General features: G+C 41.2%; 10 protein-coding genes, 6 tRNA genes and 3 rRNA genes. 13 read left to right on the top strand and 6 right to left on the bottom strand.

What is annotated here, in order from left to right; all coding sequences use genetic code 11:
* The 3 genes from G6Q10_RS07390 to G6Q10_RS07380 all read right to left on the bottom strand — a co-directional run bounded on the left by G6Q10_RS07390 (position 1) and on the right by G6Q10_RS07380 (position 4,404).
* Positions 1-423 (bottom strand): Na(+)/H(+) antiporter subunit B, encoded by a 423-nt coding sequence (locus G6Q10_RS07390; protein WP_163654679.1) that lies wholly within the window; start codon positions 421-423, stop codon positions 1-3.
* On the bottom strand, positions 410-2,818 hold the full coding sequence (locus G6Q10_RS07385; protein WP_163654677.1) for a Na+/H+ antiporter subunit A: 2,409 nt from the start codon (positions 2,816-2,818) through the stop codon (positions 410-412). Before G6Q10_RS07385 ends, G6Q10_RS07390 begins: the two co-directional genes overlap by 14 nt.
* Before the next feature lie 377 nt (positions 2,819-3,195).
* Complete coding sequence (locus G6Q10_RS07380) at positions 3,196-4,404, bottom strand: lmo2377 family MFS transporter (protein ID WP_163654675.1); 1,209 nt, start codon at positions 4,402-4,404, stop codon at positions 3,196-3,198.
* 241 nt (positions 4,405-4,645) lie between these two features.
* Between G6Q10_RS07380 and G6Q10_RS07375 the strand changes: the two genes are divergently transcribed.
* Positions 4,646-5,233, top strand: a complete 588-nt coding sequence (locus tag G6Q10_RS07375; RefSeq protein WP_163654673.1) for a peptidylprolyl isomerase — start codon at positions 4,646-4,648, stop codon at positions 5,231-5,233.
* Between the two features lie 139 nt (positions 5,234-5,372).
* Here the strand turns inward: G6Q10_RS07375 and G6Q10_RS07370 are convergent, their stop codons facing one another.
* Genes G6Q10_RS07370 through G6Q10_RS07360 form a run of 3 tightly spaced genes read right to left on the bottom strand, consistent with a single transcriptional unit; the run spans position 5,373 to position 8,352 of the window.
* The gene (locus G6Q10_RS07370) at positions 5,373-6,053 is read right to left on the bottom strand and encodes an ABC transporter ATP-binding protein (protein WP_163654671.1); all 681 of its coding nucleotides are present in this window, start codon (positions 6,051-6,053) and stop codon (positions 5,373-5,375) included.
* Entirely contained in the window at positions 6,050-7,156 is a 1,107-nt protein-coding gene (locus G6Q10_RS07365; RefSeq protein ID WP_163654669.1) for an ABC transporter permease, read from the bottom strand. The genes G6Q10_RS07370 and G6Q10_RS07365 overlap by 4 nt, the downstream gene beginning before the upstream one ends.
* Before the next feature lie 29 nt (positions 7,157-7,185).
* On the bottom strand, positions 7,186-8,352 hold the full coding sequence (locus tag G6Q10_RS07360; protein WP_163654667.1) for a MalY/PatB family protein: 1,167 nt from the start codon (positions 8,350-8,352) through the stop codon (positions 7,186-7,188).
* 175 nt (positions 8,353-8,527) lie between these two features.
* On the opposite strand from G6Q10_RS07360, the gene yugI reads away from it, so the two are divergent.
* The 12 genes from yugI to G6Q10_RS07300 all read left to right on the top strand — a co-directional run bounded on the left by yugI (position 8,528) and on the right by G6Q10_RS07300 (position 16,732).
* Positions 8,528-8,863, top strand: coding sequence for a S1 domain-containing post-transcriptional regulator GSP13 (gene yugI / locus G6Q10_RS07355; protein WP_163654665.1), 336 nt, complete (start codon positions 8,528-8,530; stop codon positions 8,861-8,863).
* 145 nt (positions 8,864-9,008) lie between these two features.
* Positions 9,009-9,431: an NUDIX hydrolase gene (locus G6Q10_RS07350; RefSeq protein ID WP_163654663.1), complete on the top strand. Its 423-nt coding sequence runs from the start codon at positions 9,009-9,011 to the stop codon at positions 9,429-9,431.
* Positions 9,432-9,505: 74 nt separating this feature from the next.
* On the top strand, positions 9,506-10,858 hold the full coding sequence (locus G6Q10_RS07345) for a glucose-6-phosphate isomerase (RefSeq protein ID WP_163654661.1): 1,353 nt from the start codon (positions 9,506-9,508) through the stop codon (positions 10,856-10,858).
* 412 nt (positions 10,859-11,270) lie between these two features.
* Positions 11,271-12,823 (top strand): 16S ribosomal RNA (locus tag G6Q10_RS07340).
* Between the two features lie 226 nt (positions 12,824-13,049).
* Positions 13,050-15,983: ribosomal RNA gene (locus tag G6Q10_RS07335) — 23S ribosomal RNA — on the top strand.
* A gap of 75 nt (positions 15,984-16,058) precedes the next feature.
* Positions 16,059-16,174 (top strand): 5S ribosomal RNA (gene rrf / locus G6Q10_RS07330).
* Together the 16S, 23S and 5S rRNA genes with 6 tRNA genes alongside form the textbook arrangement of a ribosomal RNA operon.
* Positions 16,175-16,186: 12 nt before the next feature.
* Positions 16,187-16,262, top strand: a tRNA-Asn gene (locus G6Q10_RS07325).
* 5 nt (positions 16,263-16,267) lie between these two features.
* Positions 16,268-16,355 (top strand) — tRNA-Ser (locus G6Q10_RS07320).
* A gap of 24 nt (positions 16,356-16,379) precedes the next feature.
* Positions 16,380-16,451 (top strand) — tRNA-Glu (locus tag G6Q10_RS07315).
* Between the two features lie 43 nt (positions 16,452-16,494).
* Positions 16,495-16,570: transfer RNA gene (locus G6Q10_RS07310), tRNA-Val, on the top strand.
* 9 nt (positions 16,571-16,579) lie between these two features.
* A tRNA-Met gene (locus G6Q10_RS07305) sits at positions 16,580-16,653 on the top strand.
* 3 nt (positions 16,654-16,656) lie between these two features.
* Positions 16,657-16,732 (top strand) — tRNA-Asp (locus tag G6Q10_RS07300).

Raw genomic sequence — 16,732 nt, 5'->3', positions numbered from 1 at the left:
TTAGTCACTCTCCCCAATCGTTTGAATAATCGTTAAGGTGACGCCGACGACAACAAGATAAATACCTAAATCAAACAATGTCGCAGTATGCAAGGCTGTTTTACCTAGAATTGGCAGTACAACATCACCGAATTTATGCGTTAAAAATGGTTTTCCAGAAAAAATACCAATCATTCCAGTACAAAAGGCAATCAGAAGCCCAAAAGCCGTTAACATGATGGTATTCATATGAAGCATGCCTTGTACGGTTTTGATATCATAAGCAAGAAGTGTAAGTGTGATTGCGCCAGCACTTGTAAGACCCGCAACAAAGCCTCCTCCAGGATTATAATGCCCAGCAAAGAAAAGATGTAGTGAGAATAAGAAAATGATAAAAGCAACAACTTTTGTTACATTGCGTAGTAGGACGTTATTTGTTTTCATCTTTATCCTCCCTCTTAGTAAGTCGTAGTTTCACCATGGCAAAGATACCAATAGAAGCAATCGCTAGCACAGCCGTTTCAAAAAGTGTATCAAAACCACGGAAATCGACTAAAATAACATTAACAATGTTTTTCCCAGCAGCCTCTTTGTAAGCATTAGCAATATAGTATTCAGAAATAGATTCATAAAAACTAGTATCATAAGCAACCAATGTTAAAAGTGTCATCGTTATCCCTACACCAATACTAATAAGTGTTTTAGCAGAAAGAAGTTTTGGCTTCTCTTCAATGTTACTAAACTGAGGTAGGTGGTAAAAGGCAAGCAGATAAAGTACAACGGAAATCGTTTCAATCACAAGCTGTGTTAGAGCAAGGTCTGGTGCACGTGCAATAACAAAGAATATACTAATTGTATAGCCAAGCGTACCAAGCAAGATGATGGAAGTAACACGAGATTTCGAAAAAACAATGCCAATTAGTGTAACTAAAATAACGGCAGCAAGAACAAAATCTACAGCAGAAACAGATGTAAGTGTTACAAGATCAAAGTTAAAAGCAGAAGCAGCAATCATTGTACCCATCGTTAAAATAATAAAGGCCCCTAGTATATAATTTAAATAGGTACGTAACCAGCCCGTCATAATCCACATCGTTGTACGATAGGAGCCTTGTTCAAGGTAAAATATACTATAATCATATGCTTTTTCCAGTTGAAGTTTTTGTGTAATATGCGTAACAATCCATGATTTCCAGTATTTATGCGTTTTATAGAGTAGTAACCCGACGATAATCACACCGATTGTCATAAGTAACGCTGGTGTAATTCCATGCCACATGCTAACGTGAATCGAAAAATCATTCGCCAATTTAGGTAAAATGGATTTAACAGCAGGCACTAAAAGCGACTTATTAATCATGTTTGGCATAATCCCAATTAAGACGACAAACGCTGCTAAAATAATCGGTGGTAGCAGCAGGCCAATAGGTGCTTCATGCGGTTTTTTTGGTAATAAATAGGGTTTTAATTTGCCAGAAAACGTTTTAAAGAAAATCATCATGCTATAAACAAACGTAAATACACCTGAAATCCAAGCAACCACGGGTAAAAGAACACCCCAAGTTTCAGCGTGAAAAAGATTAAGGTGTGAAACATCTATCATGCTTTCAAAAAACATTTCTTTACTTAAAAAACCATTAAAAGGAGGTAACCCAGCCATAGCAAAAGTACCAATAAAAGCAATCGTAGCTGTTATTGGCATGATTCGCATTAAACCACCAAGCCGACGAATGTCACGTGTTCCAGTTTCATGATCAATAATCCCAACCACCATGAACAAACTTCCTTTAAAAGTAGCATGATTAAATAGATGGAAGACAGCGGCAAAAATCGCTGCCACGTAAATCGTATCATTTAAGTTATCAAAATGCAGACTAGCTGCCCCAACCCCAAGAAGTGTCATAATTAACCCAAGCTGACTAATTGTTGAATAGGCTAAAATCGCTTTTAAATCTGTTTTTTTAGTAGCATTCACCGAGCCCCAAAGAAGTGTTGCTGCCCCAACTAGCGAAACCGTCCAAAACCAGACACCAGAGACAGCAAAAAGAGGTGTAAAGCGTGCGACAATGTAAATCCCCGCTTTAACCATGGTTGCTGAATGGAGATAGGCACTAACAGGAGTTGGTGCCTCCATCGCATCAGGAAGCCAAATATGAAAAGGAACTTGGGCAGATTTTGTGAAAGCACCTAGTAAAATAAGAATCATTGCGGGTACAAATAACTGGTTTTCAACAATTGCAGCGCCGTTTGCTATAATTGCGCGAATCGAAAAGCTGTCTGTCATAATATGGAGAATAATAAAGCCTCCAAGCATCATTAAACCACCAAAGACCGTGACCATCATTGACTTTCTAGCGCCATAACGTGAGCGCTCACGATGATACCAATAACCAATCAATAAAAATGAACTAATTGAAGTAAGCTCCCAAAAAAGATAAAGAACGATTAAATTATCACTTAAGACAACGCCAAGCATTGCTGTCATAAAAATCATTAGAAAAGCATAAAAATTATTCAATCGCTCTTTATTTTTCTCTAAATAGAAAATGGAATAGAAAGTAACAAGCGCCCCGATGCCAGTAATTAATAAAGCAAATAATAAGCTAAGACCATCAACAACAACCGTAAAATTGATCTGGAAACTAGGAATCCAAGCCCACGTTTCTTTTGATACACCAGCCATCGTTTTCGGAATATAAGTAAGAAAATAAATGAAGAGAACGATAGGCACAGGTAAAACGAGCCATCCTGTATGTATTTTTTTCGTCCATCGTGACGTTAATGGGATGAGTAATGCCACTAAAAAGGGCAAAAGTATGACAATATGCAAAAGTGACAAAATAGCGTCCCCCTCTTTTAGGATATATAGAAAGAATAAGTACTTTCATTCAATCGCTGACAAAAAATAAAGCAAGTACTTACATTTGTTAGTATAACAAAAAGATATATTTATATTATAACATACTTTTTTTAACGACAAAAAGCAGATGATTTGAGCAAATGAAGCGTAAAACAAAAGAGCTTGGATCATCATGCGATTCAGCTCTCTTTTTTAAGAATAAAAAATTAGCGTAGATGCTATATATCCAGCAGGGTAAAAGCGTTTACATTGAAGAGGTTTAAAAGAAGTGACATGTAAGACTGTACGCGAAAACCAGAAGTCTGGCAAATCGATTAAACGCGAGTGTTTGGCATCGGTTTATTTTGTTTATGCCGCTAATCTACATTTAAATGACGCTTGCGATCGGCGTGAAGCGCATAAAGTAAAATAAAGAAAGCAACTAAAAACAAGCCGCCCATAAAAACAAAAACATTGCTAATTCCGATGTATCCGGCAAGTGTCCCTCCTAGTATAGGGCCAATAACATTTCCTAAAAAACGGGCACTCTGATTATAACCAAGCATTTCGCCCTGCATCGGTCCAGGTGCAGCCAGCCGGATATAAGCTGTTGAACAAGGAACCATACCTCCAAGTGCAATCCCAAATAAGAAACGAAATAAAATAAAAGTCCATAAATTTGTAGCAAAAGCTTGTGGAACTACAAATAATACCGCTAAAATAAGCAGGATATTTAAAATCTTTTCATAGCCATACTTGTCACCAAGTTTTCCCCATTGTCTTGTCATAACTAAATTCCCAAAACCAGTTGCTGAGAAAGCAAGTCCGGATAAAAATGCAATATCTTTAGCATGCGTCATTTCACCAACGTATAAAGCAAGTAAAGGTTGAGCACTGAAATTTGCAATTTGAATTAAAGCCGTAATAATCATAACCGTAAATAAAACGCGCAAAGTGAAAATTCGTTTTAAAACAGCGCGCCTAGAATACACTAATCGCCCGCCTTGTTGGGATTCTTTTTTCAATTCTTTAATCCCAACTGTTACGACAATTGCAGCAATAGTAATGGCAATCGCTGTAATTGTAAATGTATCTTTAAAACCAACTAAATCGGCCATTGCTCCACCGAAAAGCGGACCAAAAAGCATCCCAGTTACTCCACCAAGTTGAAGTGTACCAAGGACTTTTCCTGCTTCTTGTTTTGTTGTTTGTCTAGCGATAAAAGCATTACTGATCCCGATGAATCCTGTAACAATCCCCATAAATATTCTTACAACAAGCAAATAAGTAACCGAATTCGCAAAGCCCATCAAGAAAATGCAAATTGCCATCCCAAAAGCAGTAAATACCAAAATCCACTTGTAACCATAGCGATCGCCTATTCGCCCCCAAATTGGCGAAAAAAGAAAAGCGACAAGAAAAGTCACACCAAAAATATAGCCAGCCCAGCGTTGAATATAATCAGAATTATGATTTCCAAAAGTCTTAATATAAAGTGATAAAAAAGGCATGATCATTGTCGTGCTTGCGGCAATTAATAAATTAGCGAGCATTAAAATGTATAAATTGCGTTTTTTAATCGTCATAAAACAATCTCCATCTCTATTCATTTTATTTTTAAAAGTTCCTCATTCATTATAAAATAAAAGTATCAATAAAGAAAATAGACTGATCTTTAGGAGACGAGAAAATTTATGACTAAAAAAATTGTTATTTGGATTGTGGCTGGTATACTAGTAATATATTTGATTGCTGTTGTGATTAACTTGTTCATGATTTGGTTCAATTAAGCAATTGAAAATAAAAATAAAAGGAGTTACTGATTACATGACTTACCCACAACTATCAAAAGAAGTTGCCCAAAATGAAATTACGGCAGAAATGAAAACAAACCGCGGCACGATTCAATTAAAACTATTCCCAGACATTGCTCCAAAAGCAGTAGAAAACTTTGTCACACATGCAAAAAATGGTTATTATAATGGTTTGATTTTCCACCGTGTAATCCCTGAATTCATGATTCAAGGAGGGGACCCAGCTGGACTAGGAACAGGCGGAGAAAGTATTTGGGGGACACCATTTGAAGATGAATTTTCTCGTGAAGCTTTTAATTTACGCGGGGCACTTTCAATGGCTAATGCTGGTCCAAACACCAATGGAAGCCAATTTTTCATCGTCCAAAAACCAGATATGCCTGAAGAAATGCTCGATCAAATGAAAGAAGTTGGCTTTCCAGAAGAAGTTATTGAAGCCTATAAGAATGGCGGGACACCTTGGCTTGATGGCCGTCATACGGTTTTTGGACATGTGATTAATGGCATGGACGTTGTGGATGACATTGCAAAAGTACAAACAGGCGCACAAGATAAGCCCGTGTATGATGTAATCATTGAAAGCATTGATATTAAAGAATAACTGAAAAAAAGTTGCGATTCAGCTAAAACATAGAGCGCAGACTCTATATTTTGAATACGACAAATCGGCGACAAGTGTATATTTAATACTTCTTAAATATATACGCTTGTCGCCGATTTATTTTGTATATGCCAAAGACTCAACGCTCTTTCGTTAATGCGCCATCTTCCATCCGGTAAACATGGTTACAAAGATCAAGCATGCGTTCGTCATGTGTCACCATAATCGCTGTTCTTTCGGTATTAACCACTTCACTTTGAATTAGCTCCACAACTTCGCGGCTACGTTTTGTATCAAGACTTGCCGTAGGTTCGTCAGCTAAAATCACTGCTGGCGAATTAATGAGAGCACGTGCAATGGCCACACGCTGTTTTTCACCACCAGATAAATCTTTAGGATAAAAATTAGCACGTTCTTTTAACCCAAGTTGTTCTAAAAGTTTTAGGCTTTTTTGAACGACGCTATTTTTATCTTTCGTCGCCATTTTGCCAATAAAACTGATTTGATCCTTCACTTTTAAGTAGGGGACAAGATGTGCAGCTTGAAAAATAAAACCAATTTCTTTTAAGCGAAGTTCGGTTTGTTGCTTTTTATTTAAATGGCTTATATCTGTTCCATTGATTAGAATAGAGCCATCTGTAGGTGTTAAAAGGGCACCAGCAAGTGATAAGAAAGTGCTCTTACCAGAACCACTTGGCCCGACAATAGCAATCAGTTCTCCAGCATTTGCAGTGAAATCCGTTTTTCTTAAAGCATGAATCGTCGTTGGTCCAGATGGATAATTTTTGGTCACATTTTTAAAAAGTAAACGTTCTTTCATGACTCATCACCTCCACGAATTGCATCAAGTGCATCAACCTTCGCTACTTTTCTAAGTGATAGAAGAGACCCAATTAAAGCAACAACAAAGAAAAGAATACTGTAAAGCACAATCGTTTCAGTTGAAAGCTTAAATGGCATCGCACTAGGGAAAATAGATGGCAAGAGAAGCGTAATACAGACACTAATGATGATGCTAATAAATGAAATAATAACAACTTGTGAAATCACACTGGCTACAATACGACTTGTTTTTGTCCCAAGCGCTTTTAAAATACCAAATTGCGTTGTTTTTTGTAATGTCATTACGTAAAAGAAGGCGGTTAGAATAAAGCCACCAATAATAATTAAGAAATAAATCATCATATTAAGCGTCATCTGTTCAGCGGAATAACCAGGAATTTGATTTAAAAATTCACGTTGGCTTAAAATTTTTAACTGCTTATTAGATAATTTTGGTGCTTGGTCGGTCGTTTTAGTTTTGATTGCCACTGCATTTAATTGAGGCGTTTTTTGGTGGTATAATACCGGATTAATCGATTGCCAAGTGGCGATGTTAATGTAAACAACAGGTGAATGACTATACTTTTTATGTGCCGTAAAACCAACAATTTTTAGTTCTTTATTCAGCATGTCATCTGTTAAAATATCCCCTAGCTTTATACCGTCTTTTTTAAGGGAAGCATCAACAACAATTTCGTCTGGCTTTGTCACTTCTAAATTTTTACCTTCAATAACGTTCGGATTTAGGAATTGATCCGGTTTAATTGCAAAGAAAGCAATGCTATATTTTTTGTTATCACTGGCGCGTTTCAAAGTTTGCATCGATTGTCCAAATTCCGCCGCATCTTTTACATTTTGATCATTTTTCACAGCTGAAAAATCTGTTTCTGGAAATTCAGAACGTGCTAATTTCCCTTGTGCATCTTTGCTAATGGCATAATAGGGGACATTGTTATTTGCGATGGATGAAGCGTTATCATAAGCGAGCCCATTTGCTAAACCAGATAAAATAAAGGCGAGCAACATGATTAGAATCATAATTACAGCAACTAATAAATAGCGGATTTTGGAATAAAGCAATTCGCTGATACCTAAAAACATCGTGAAATCATCTCCTTTTGAATGGATAATTAGTGATTAATGCCGTCTATAAGCGCAGCAATCCCTGCTTTCAATGTTTCGCGAGGACAAGCAATATTTACGCGGATAAAGCCAGTACCTTCTTTACCAAAGTTAGAACCCATTTGAACTCCACACCCAGCATGAATAATATCCTGATAAAGCGTTCTTTCATCTTTATCGATTTTACGCACATCAAGCCATAGAAGATAAGTTGCCTCAAATTTAGTAACGCTAACAGCAGGTGCATACGTTTTTAGCTCGGCTTTTACATACTGATAATTTTCATAAAGATAGTCACGCAATTCATCAAGCCAATGAACCCCTTCATTATAAGCAGCCTCCATTCCAACCAAGCCAAAAATATTGATTTCAGCAGCATGAATATAGGTTTGCTTTGCTTCAAAAAGCTTGCGATACTCAGGATTTGTAATAATTAAATAAGAAACTTTAAGCGCAGCTAAATTAAATGTTTTAGATGGTGCCATTAATGTGATCATTTGATCTTGATATTCAGGCGCTAAAGCAGCAAGTGGTCTATGCTTTTTTCCTTTCATCACTAAATCAGCGTGAACCTCATCAGAAACAATAGGTAATTGATATTTCTTACAAAGGTCAACGATTTGTTGTAATTCCTCTTTATCCCATACTCGGCTTCCTGGATTTTGCGGGTTACAAAGCAGAAAGAGTTTAACGTTTTCAGTTTTTATTTTCCGTTCCATATCTTCTATATCAATAAATAAGCGTTGATCTTGATAACGCAAAGGAGATTTCACAATATTCCGCTTTGTTTCTTGTGCCACTTTAAAAAATGGAGGATAAATGGGGGAATGCATTAAAATACTATCGCTTTCATTTGTTAGTGCACGAATAGCAAGCGAAATAGAAGGAACAACAGCTGTATTTAATAAAATCGCTTCTTCTGGAATGGTAAATTGATGTCGCATTTGATTCCAATGGATAATTGCTTCTTTTGCTTTTTTACTATCATTAGTGTAGCCAAAGATGCCGTGATCGCTTTGTTTTTTTAACGCATCAAGAACCGGTTTTGGGGCCTTGAAATCCATATCAGCGACCCACATTGGAATGATTCCCTCGCTTCCAAAAACATTTTTCACGCCATCCCATTTTGCAGAATTTGTACCAAGACGCGGAATAACTTCATCAAATTGACTCATACAATGAAAAACCCTCCTTAAATGATGATTAATATTAAAACTAATTTCTATTGTATCATATGAATTTAAAATAGTAGGCTGAAATAAATCCTCAACCACCTTAATTGTAGAATAATTGCCAAAGTGATATAATACAAAAACATAGTAGTTATGTATGAAAGCAGGTGCAGTGGTTATGAGTTCGTTTGCAGTGGGTGATATCATTAAAGGGAAAGTGACTGGAATCCAAGGATACGGAGCATTTGTTGCATTGGATGATAAGACACAAGGATTAGTACATATTTCTGAGGTTAGACATGGTTTTGTGAAGGATATCCACGATTTTTTAGAATTAGGCCAGGAAGTCGAGGTGAAAGTATTAGATATTGATCAAGAAAGCGGCAAAATAAGTTTGTCAATCCGTGCTACTGAAGATCTACCTAAAGAAAAAACGCAAAAAAAAGAATCAGACAATGGCTTTAATACACTGCGAGACAAGTTGCAAGATTGGATAAGAAAGGCAGACCAATAAAATTTAGAAACGATAATCTTAATTTTTGTTCAAATCTGTTCATTTTTAGTATACAAATTAGCTTTTTTGTGTAAATTTTTTGATTATTCGCTGGAATGAACGTATTTGTTAACTAAATAAAAGTTTTGCAAAAGGGAGGGTGCCAGTGAAAAGAAAAATCAGTGTTGAAGCATTTATCTACAATGAGAAAAAAGATGAAGTATTGATTATAAGGAAAAAAGATTTCACCTGGAAGCTACCAGGTGGCGATGTACCAATGGATAAAACGATGGAAGATACATTGAAGCTGAAAATAAAACAACAAACTAATATGGATATCGTCATCAATACATTGCTATTTTGTAAAGAAAATAGAACCGCTTGGGAGCATGTCTGTAGGTTTGTCTTTCAAGCCACTGCAGTAGGTGATTTTTATGATTTGTCAAATGATAATAGCGTCTATCAAGTAAAGTGGCTTCCGATACTAACAGCTAATAATTTAATTGATCTGGAGGATATTACTTTAAACAAGCTAATTTTTATAAAAGGAGTACTCTATAAATGTAATAATGAGCTGCATGTGCGATAGGGGTTTCCTTGCTAAACTTCTTTGTTTGAGATAAAGTTAATAGAGAATCTTTTATATATCTGGAGGGAATAAAGATGACACATATTAAATTTGATTATTCAAAGGCGCTACGTTTTTTTGAAAAACATGAAATTGATTATTTAGAGCCTGCCGTAAGAGCTGCACATGATGCTTTACATAATGGTTCAGGTGCTGGATCAGATTACCTCGGCTGGGTTAACTTGCCAAGTGATTATGATAAAGACGAATTTGCCCGTATTTTAAAAGCTTCCGATAAAATTAAGAATGATTCGGATATTTTAATTGTCATTGGTATTGGAGGATCTTACCTTGGAGCTCGTGCTGCTATTGAAGCATTGAGTCATTCCTTCTATAATGTATTAGACAAAGAAAAACGCCAGACACCCCAAGTTTTCTTTGCAGGAAACAGTATAAGTTCAAGCTATTTACACGATTTAATGGAACTCGTACAAGACCGTGATTTTTCGGTTAATGTTATTTCTAAGTCTGGTACAACAACGGAACCTGCTATTGCCTTCCGAGCGTTCAAAGAGTTGCTAGAAAAAAAATATGGCAAAGAAGAAGCGAAAAGTCGTATTTATGCTACAACCGATAAAGCAAAAGGAGCACTAAAAACTCTAGCTGACAATGAAGGCTATGAAACGTTTGTTGTTCCTGATGATGTAGGTGGACGGTTCTCGGTACTTACAGCGGTTGGTTTACTTCCTATTGCTGTTAGTGGTGTAGATATTAAAGCAATGATGGAAGGCGCAGAAGTTGCAAGTAAAGATTTTGCTAACCCTTCATTAAAAGAAAATATTGCTTATCAATATGCAGCTGCCCGTAATGTACTTTATCGTAAAGGAAAAGTAACTGAATTACTAATTAGTTATGAACCTTGCTTGCAATATTTCAATGAGTGGTGGAAGCAATTATTTGGTGAAAGTGAAGGTAAAGACCAGAAAGGAATTTATCCATCTAGCGCTAGCTTTTCTACTGATTTGCATTCATTGGGTCAGTATATTCAAGACGGACGTCGCAATTTGTTTGAAACGGTTGTTAAGGTGGGAAAACCACGTCATGACTTAACAATCAATAAAGAAGATGTTGATTTAGATGGATTGAATTATTTAGCAGGTGAAACGGTTGATTTTGTTAATACAAAAGCATTTGAAGGAACACTACTTGCACATACAGACGGAGAAGTGCCAAACTTTATTGTCGAAGTGCCTAAATTAGATCCATATACATTCGGCTATCTTGTTTACTTCTTTGAAAAAGCGGTTGGGATTAGTGGTTATTTAAATGGTGTGAATCCATTTGACCAACCAGGAGTAGAAGCTTATAAAACAAATATGTTTGCACTTCTTGGAAAACCTGGCTTTGAAGATAAAAAAGCTGATTTAGAAAAACGCTTAAATAATTAAAAAGCTTATAGTTAGTAGGAAGAGGTCGAGTGTTATTTGACCTCTTTTTATATGAAAAGAGGCGAAAAACATGTAGTAACTTTTATGTTTATAAATTAGTTATATTTGCGATAACTCAACTTTTTTTCACTTTATGCAAAAAAGTTGATCAAATCTATTGACGAATCCATGAAAAATTGATATATTTATAAACGTTGCTGATACATACAAACGTAACGGTTCAACAAAAACAAGTGCCCTTTGAAAACTGAACAAAAAAGAAGAAAAAGCGATGAAACGAAATGTTTCACCCAAAATTCCTAGGATAGGAAACGAAAAGTCGTTTCCATCAAAAACGTTAGTAAAAATTTGCTAGCACCGTTTAACGAGTAAGAAAGCTTATTCATACTTATGAATAAGTATTCAACATCATTTTAATGAGAGTTTGATCCTGGCTCAGGACGAACGCTGGCGGCGTGCCTAATACATGCAAGTCGAACGAACAACACGCATGAGCTTGCTCATATGTGTTCGTGAGTGGCGGACGGGTGAGTAACACGTGGGCAACCTGCCTATCAGCGGGGGATAACACTTGGAAACAGGTGCTAATACCGCATAGATCTTCGGTTCGCATGAACCGATGAAGAAAGACGCTTCGGTGTCACTGATAGATGGGCCCGCGGTACATTAGCTAGTTGGTGGGGTCAAGGCCTACCAAGGCGACGATGTATAGCCGACCTGAGAGGGTGATCGGCCACACTGGGACTGAGACACGGCCCAGACTCCTACGGGAGGCAGCAGTAGGGAATCTTCCGCAATGGACGAAAGTCTGACGGAGCAACGCCGCGTGTGTGAAGAAGGTTTTCGGATCGTAAAGCACTGTTGTTAGAGAAGAAACAGGATAAGAGTTACTGCTTATCCCTTGACGGTATCTAACCAGAAAGCCACGGCTAACTACGTGCCAGCAGCCGCGGTAATACGTAGGTGGCAAGCGTTGTCCGGAATTATTGGGCGTAAAGCGCGCGCAGGCGGTTTCTTAAGTTGGGTGTGAAAGCCCTCGGCTCAACCGAGGAGGGTCACTCAAAACTGGGAGACTGGAGTGCAGAAGAGGAGAGTGGAATTCCATGTGTAGCGGTGAAATGCGTAGATATATGGAGGAACACCAGTGGCGAAGGCGGCTCTCTGGTCTGTAACTGACGCTGAGGCGCGAAAGCGTGGGGAGCAAACAGGATTAGATACCCTGGTAGTCCACGCCGTAAACGATGAGTGCTAAGTGTTAGGGGGTTTCCGCCCCTTAGTGCTGCAGCAAACGCATTAAGCACTCCGCCTGGGGAGTACGACCGCAAGGTTGAAACTCAAAGGAATTGACGGGGGCCCGCACAAGCGGTGGAGCATGTGGTTTAATTCGAAGCAACGCGAAGAACCTTACCAGGTCTTGACATCCTTTGACCACTCTGGAGACAGAGCTTACCCTTCGGGGACAAAGTGACAGGTGGTGCATGGTTGTCGTCAGCTCGTGTCGTGAGATGTTGGGTTAAGTCCCGCAACGAGCGCAACCCTTGATTTTAGTTGCCAGCATTTAGTTGGGCACTCTAAAGTGACTGCCGGTGCAAGCCGGAGGAAGGTGGGGATGACGTCAAATCATCATGCCCCTTATGACCTGGGCTACACACGTGCTACAATGGATGGTACAAAGGGCAGCGAAGCCGCGAGGTGAAGCCAATCCCATAAAACCATTCTCAGTTCGGATTGCAGGCTGCAACTCGCCTGCATGAAGCCGGAATCGCTAGTAATCGCGGATCAGCATGCCGCGGTGAATACGTTCCCGGGCCTTGTACACACCGCCCGTCACACCACGAGAGTTTGTAACACCCGAAGTCGGTAGGGTAACCTTTTTGGAGCCCGCCGCCGAAGGTGGGACAGATAATTGGGGTGAAGTCGTAACAAGGTAGCCGTATCGGAAGGTGCGGCTGGATCACCTCCTTTCTAAGGAATAGGAAGCCTAGGATGCTTTCTTCTTCTTTTGTTCAGTTTTGAGAGGGCAACTTCTCAAAAAGATTGTTCTTTGAAAACTAGATAAAAAGTAAAGTGAAAACCACACAAACCAATGGTTTGTGTAAACCAAGACACCGAGTCAAAATAAAGCATGAACCTTCTTTGATCATCGCAGATCAAAGAACATGCCTTTCCTTATTTATAAGGAAAGAAATAAGGTTAAGTTAGAAAGGGCGCACGGTGGATGCCTTGGCACTAGGAGCCGAAGAAGGACGGAACTAACGCCGATATGCTTTGGGGAGCTGTACGTAAGCATTGATCCAGAGATTTCCGAATGGGGGAACCCCCTATCTTTTGTCAGATAGGATTCTTTTGTGAATACATAGCAAAAGAAAGGCAGACCCAGGGAACTGAAACATCTAAGTACCTGGAGGAAGAGAAAGAAAAATCGATTTCCTGAGTAGCGGCGAGCGAAACGGAAAGAGCCCAAACCAAGAAGCTTGCTTCTTGGGGTTGTAGGACACTCAAATACGGAGTAAGAAAAGAAGGAGATAGACGAAGCGGTCTGGAAAGGCCCGCCAGAGACGGTAACAGCCCGGTAGTTGAAATGTGCTTCTCTCTAGAGTGGATCCTGAGTACGGCGGAACACGTGAAATTCCGTCGGAATCTGGGAGGACCATCTCCCAAGGCTAAATACTCCCTAGTGACCGATAGTGAACCAGTACCGTGAGGGAAAGGTGAAAAGCACCCCGGAAGGGGAGTGAAAGAGTACCTGAAACCGTGTGCCTACAAGTAGTTAGAGCCCGTTAATGGGTGATAGCGTGCCTTTTGTAGAATGAACCGGCGAGTTACGATTTGTTGCAAGGTTAAGTGGAAAAAGCGGAGCCGTAGCGAAAGCGAGTCTGAATAGGGCGAAAGAGTAACAGGTCGTAGACCCGAAACCAGGTGATCTACCCATGTCCAGGATGAAGGTAAGGTAATACTTACTGGAGGTCCGAACCCACGCACGTTGAAAAGTGCGGGGATGAGGTGTGGGTAGCGGAGAAATTCCAATCGAACTTGGAGATAGCTGGTTCTCTCCGAAATAGCTTTAGGGCTAGCCTCGAAGTAGAGAGTCATGGAGGTAGAGCACTGTTTGGACTAGGGGCCCCTCTCGGGTTACCGAATTCAGATAAACTCCGAATGCCATTGACTTATCTTCGGGAGTCAGACTGCGAGTGATAAGATCCGTAGTCGAAAGGGAAACAGCCCAGACCACCAGTTAAGGTCCCCAAATATACGTTAAGTGGAAAAGGATGTGGGGTTGCTTAGACAACCAGGATGTTGGCTTAGAAGCAGCCACCATTGAAAGAGTGCGTAATAGCTCACTGGTCGAGTGACCCCGCGCCGAAAATGTACCGGGGCTAAACGTATTACCGAAACTGTGGATGAACATCGTAAGATGTTCGTGGTAGGAGAGCGTTCTAAGGGCAGAGAAGCCAGACCGAAAGGACTGGTGGAGCGCTTAGAAGTGAGAATGCCGGTATGAGTAGCGAAAGAAGGGTGAGAATCCCTTCCACCGAATATCTAAGGTTTCCTGAGGAAGGCTCGTCCACTCAGGGTTAGTCGGGACCTAAGCCGAGGCCGATAGGCGTAGGCGATGGACAACAGGTGGAGATTCCTGTACCCGCGCTATTTGTTTGACCGAAGGGGTGACACAGAAGGATAAGGAAGCGCACAGATGGAAAGGTGCGTCCAAGCAGTGAGTGTAAGAAGTAGGCAAATCCGCTTCTTACGAAGCATGAGCTGTGATGGGGAAGGAAATTAAAGTACGGAAGTTCCTGATTTCACGCTGTCAAGAAAAGCCTCTAGGAAGAGTAGAGCGGCCCGTACCGCAAACCGACACAGGTAGATGAGGAGAGAATCCTAAGGTGAGCGAGAGAACTCTCGTTAAGGAACTCGGCAAAATGACCCCGTAACTTCGGGAGAAGGGGTGCTCTGATAGGGTGAAAGCCCGAGAGAGCCGCAGTGAATAGGCCCAGGCGACTGTTTAGCAAAAACACAGGTCTCTGCAAAACCGTAAGGTGACGTATAGGGGCTGACGCCTGCCCGGTGCTGGAAGGTTAAGAGGAGCGCTTAGCGTAAGCGAAGGTGCGAATTGAAGCCCCAGTAAACGGCGGCCGTAACTATAACGGTCCTAAGGTAGCGAAATTCCTTGTCGGGTAAGTTCCGACCCGCACGAAAGGCGCAACGATCTGGGCACTGTCTCAACGAGAGACTCGGTGAAATTATAGTACCTGTGAAGATGCAGGTTACCCGCGACAGGACGGAAAGACCCCGTGGAGCTTTACTGCAACCTGATATGGAATGTTTGTACAGCTTGTACAGGATAGGTAGGAGCCGAAGAGCCGCGCGCGCCAGCGTGCGAGGAGGCAATGGTGGGATACTACCCCTGCTGTATGACCATTCTAACCCGCCACACTTAGCGTGTGGGGAGACAGTGTCAGGTGGGCAGTTTGACTGGGGCGGTCGCCTCCTAAAGAGTAACGGAGGCGCCCAAAGGTTCCCTCAGAATGGATGGAAATCATTCGCAGAGTGTAAAGGCACAAGGGAGCTTGACTGCGAGACTGACAAGTCGAGCAGGGACGAAAGTCGGGCTTAGTGATCCGGTGGTACCGCATGGAAGGGCCATCGCTCAACGGATAAAAGCTACCCCGGGGATAACAGGCTTATCTCCCCCAAGAGTCCACATCGACGGGGAGGTTTGGCACCTCGATGTCGGCTCGTCGCATCCTGGGGCTGTAGTCGGTCCCAAGGGTTGGGCTGTTCGCCCATTAAAGCGGCACGCGAGCTGGGTTCAGAACGTCGTGAGACAGTTCGGTCCCTATCCGTCGCGGGCGCAGGAAATTTGAGAGGAGCTGTCCTTAGTACGAGAGGACCGGGATGGACGCACCGCTGGTGTACCAGTTGTTCCGCCAGGAGCATCGCTGGGTAGCTATGTGCGGACGGGATAAACGCTGAAAGCATCTAAGCGTGAAGCCCCCCTCGAGATGAGATTTCCCATTTCGAAAGAAAGTAAGATCCCTGAAAGAAGATCAGGTAGATAGGTTTGGAGTGGAAGTATGGCGACATATGGAGCGGACAAATACTAATCGATCGAGGACTTATCCTTAAAAAAAGACTCTTGGAGTCAGGTTAAATCACCCTTTTTATCTAGTTTTGAAAGAATCATCTTTCAATGAATAAGTCTGGTAGCAATGGCGAGAAGGTCACACCCGTTCCCATCCCGAACACGGTAGTTAAGCTTCTCTGCGCCGATGGTAGTGGGGGGCTTCCCCCTGTGAGAGTAGGTCGCTGCCGGGCTTTGATTTTTATTCCACAGTAGCTCAGTTGGTAGAGCAATCGGCTGTTAACCGATCGGTCGCAGGTTCGAGTCCTGCCTGTGGAGCCATTCTTGGAGAGCTGTCCGAGAGGCCGAAGGAGCACGGTTGGAAACCGTGTAGGCGGGTCAACCGTCTCAAGGGTTCGAATCCCTTGCTCTCCGTTTCTCTTCCTTTTCTATTATTCTGGCCCGTTGGTCAAGCGGTTAAGACACCGCCCTTTCACGGCGGTAACACGGGTTCGAATCCCGTACGGGTCATTTTATTTATTATCAAATAAATAATAATTTATATACATTCCATGGAGGTTTAGCTCAGCTGGGAGAGCATCTGCCTTACAAGCAGAGGGTCAGCGGTTCGATCCCGTTAACCTCCACCATAATATTATCGCGGGGTGGAGCAGTCTGGTAGCTCGTCGGGCTCATAACCCGAAGGTCGCAGGTTCAAATCCTGTCCCCGCAATTCGGTTCCGTGGTGTAGGGGTTAACATGCCTGCCTGTCACGCAGGAGATCGCGGGTTCAAATCCCGTCGGAACCGCCA

The sequence above is a fragment of the Listeria sp. PSOL-1 genome (genome assembly GCF_902806445.1).
Classification (GTDB): domain Bacteria; phylum Bacillota; class Bacilli; order Lactobacillales; family Listeriaceae; genus Listeria.
Note: the sequence above shows the minus strand (reverse complement) of the source record. Positions and strands in the feature narration are given on the sequence as shown.

Coding starts and splice junctions, on each gene's coding strand:
- G6Q10_RS07390 (WP_163654679.1), bottom strand. CDS start 423: ATGAAAACAAATAACGTCCTACTACGCAATGTAACAAAAGTTGTTGCT.
- G6Q10_RS07380 (WP_163654675.1), bottom strand. CDS start 4,404: ATGACGATTAAAAAACGCAATTTATACATTTTAATGCTCGCTAATTTA.
- G6Q10_RS07375 (WP_163654673.1), top strand. CDS start 4,646: ATGACTTACCCACAACTATCAAAAGAAGTTGCCCAAAATGAAATTACG.
- G6Q10_RS07370 (WP_163654671.1), bottom strand. CDS start 6,053: ATGAAAGAACGTTTACTTTTTAAAAATGTGACCAAAAATTATCCATCT.
- G6Q10_RS07365 (WP_163654669.1), bottom strand. CDS start 7,156: ATGTTTTTAGGTATCAGCGAATTGCTTTATTCCAAAATCCGCTATTTA.
- G6Q10_RS07360 (WP_163654667.1), bottom strand. CDS start 8,352: ATGAGTCAATTTGATGAAGTTATTCCGCGTCTTGGTACAAATTCTGCA.
- yugI (WP_163654665.1), top strand. CDS start 8,528: ATGAGTTCGTTTGCAGTGGGTGATATCATTAAAGGGAAAGTGACTGGA.
- G6Q10_RS07345 (WP_163654661.1), top strand. CDS start 9,506: ATGACACATATTAAATTTGATTATTCAAAGGCGCTACGTTTTTTTGAA.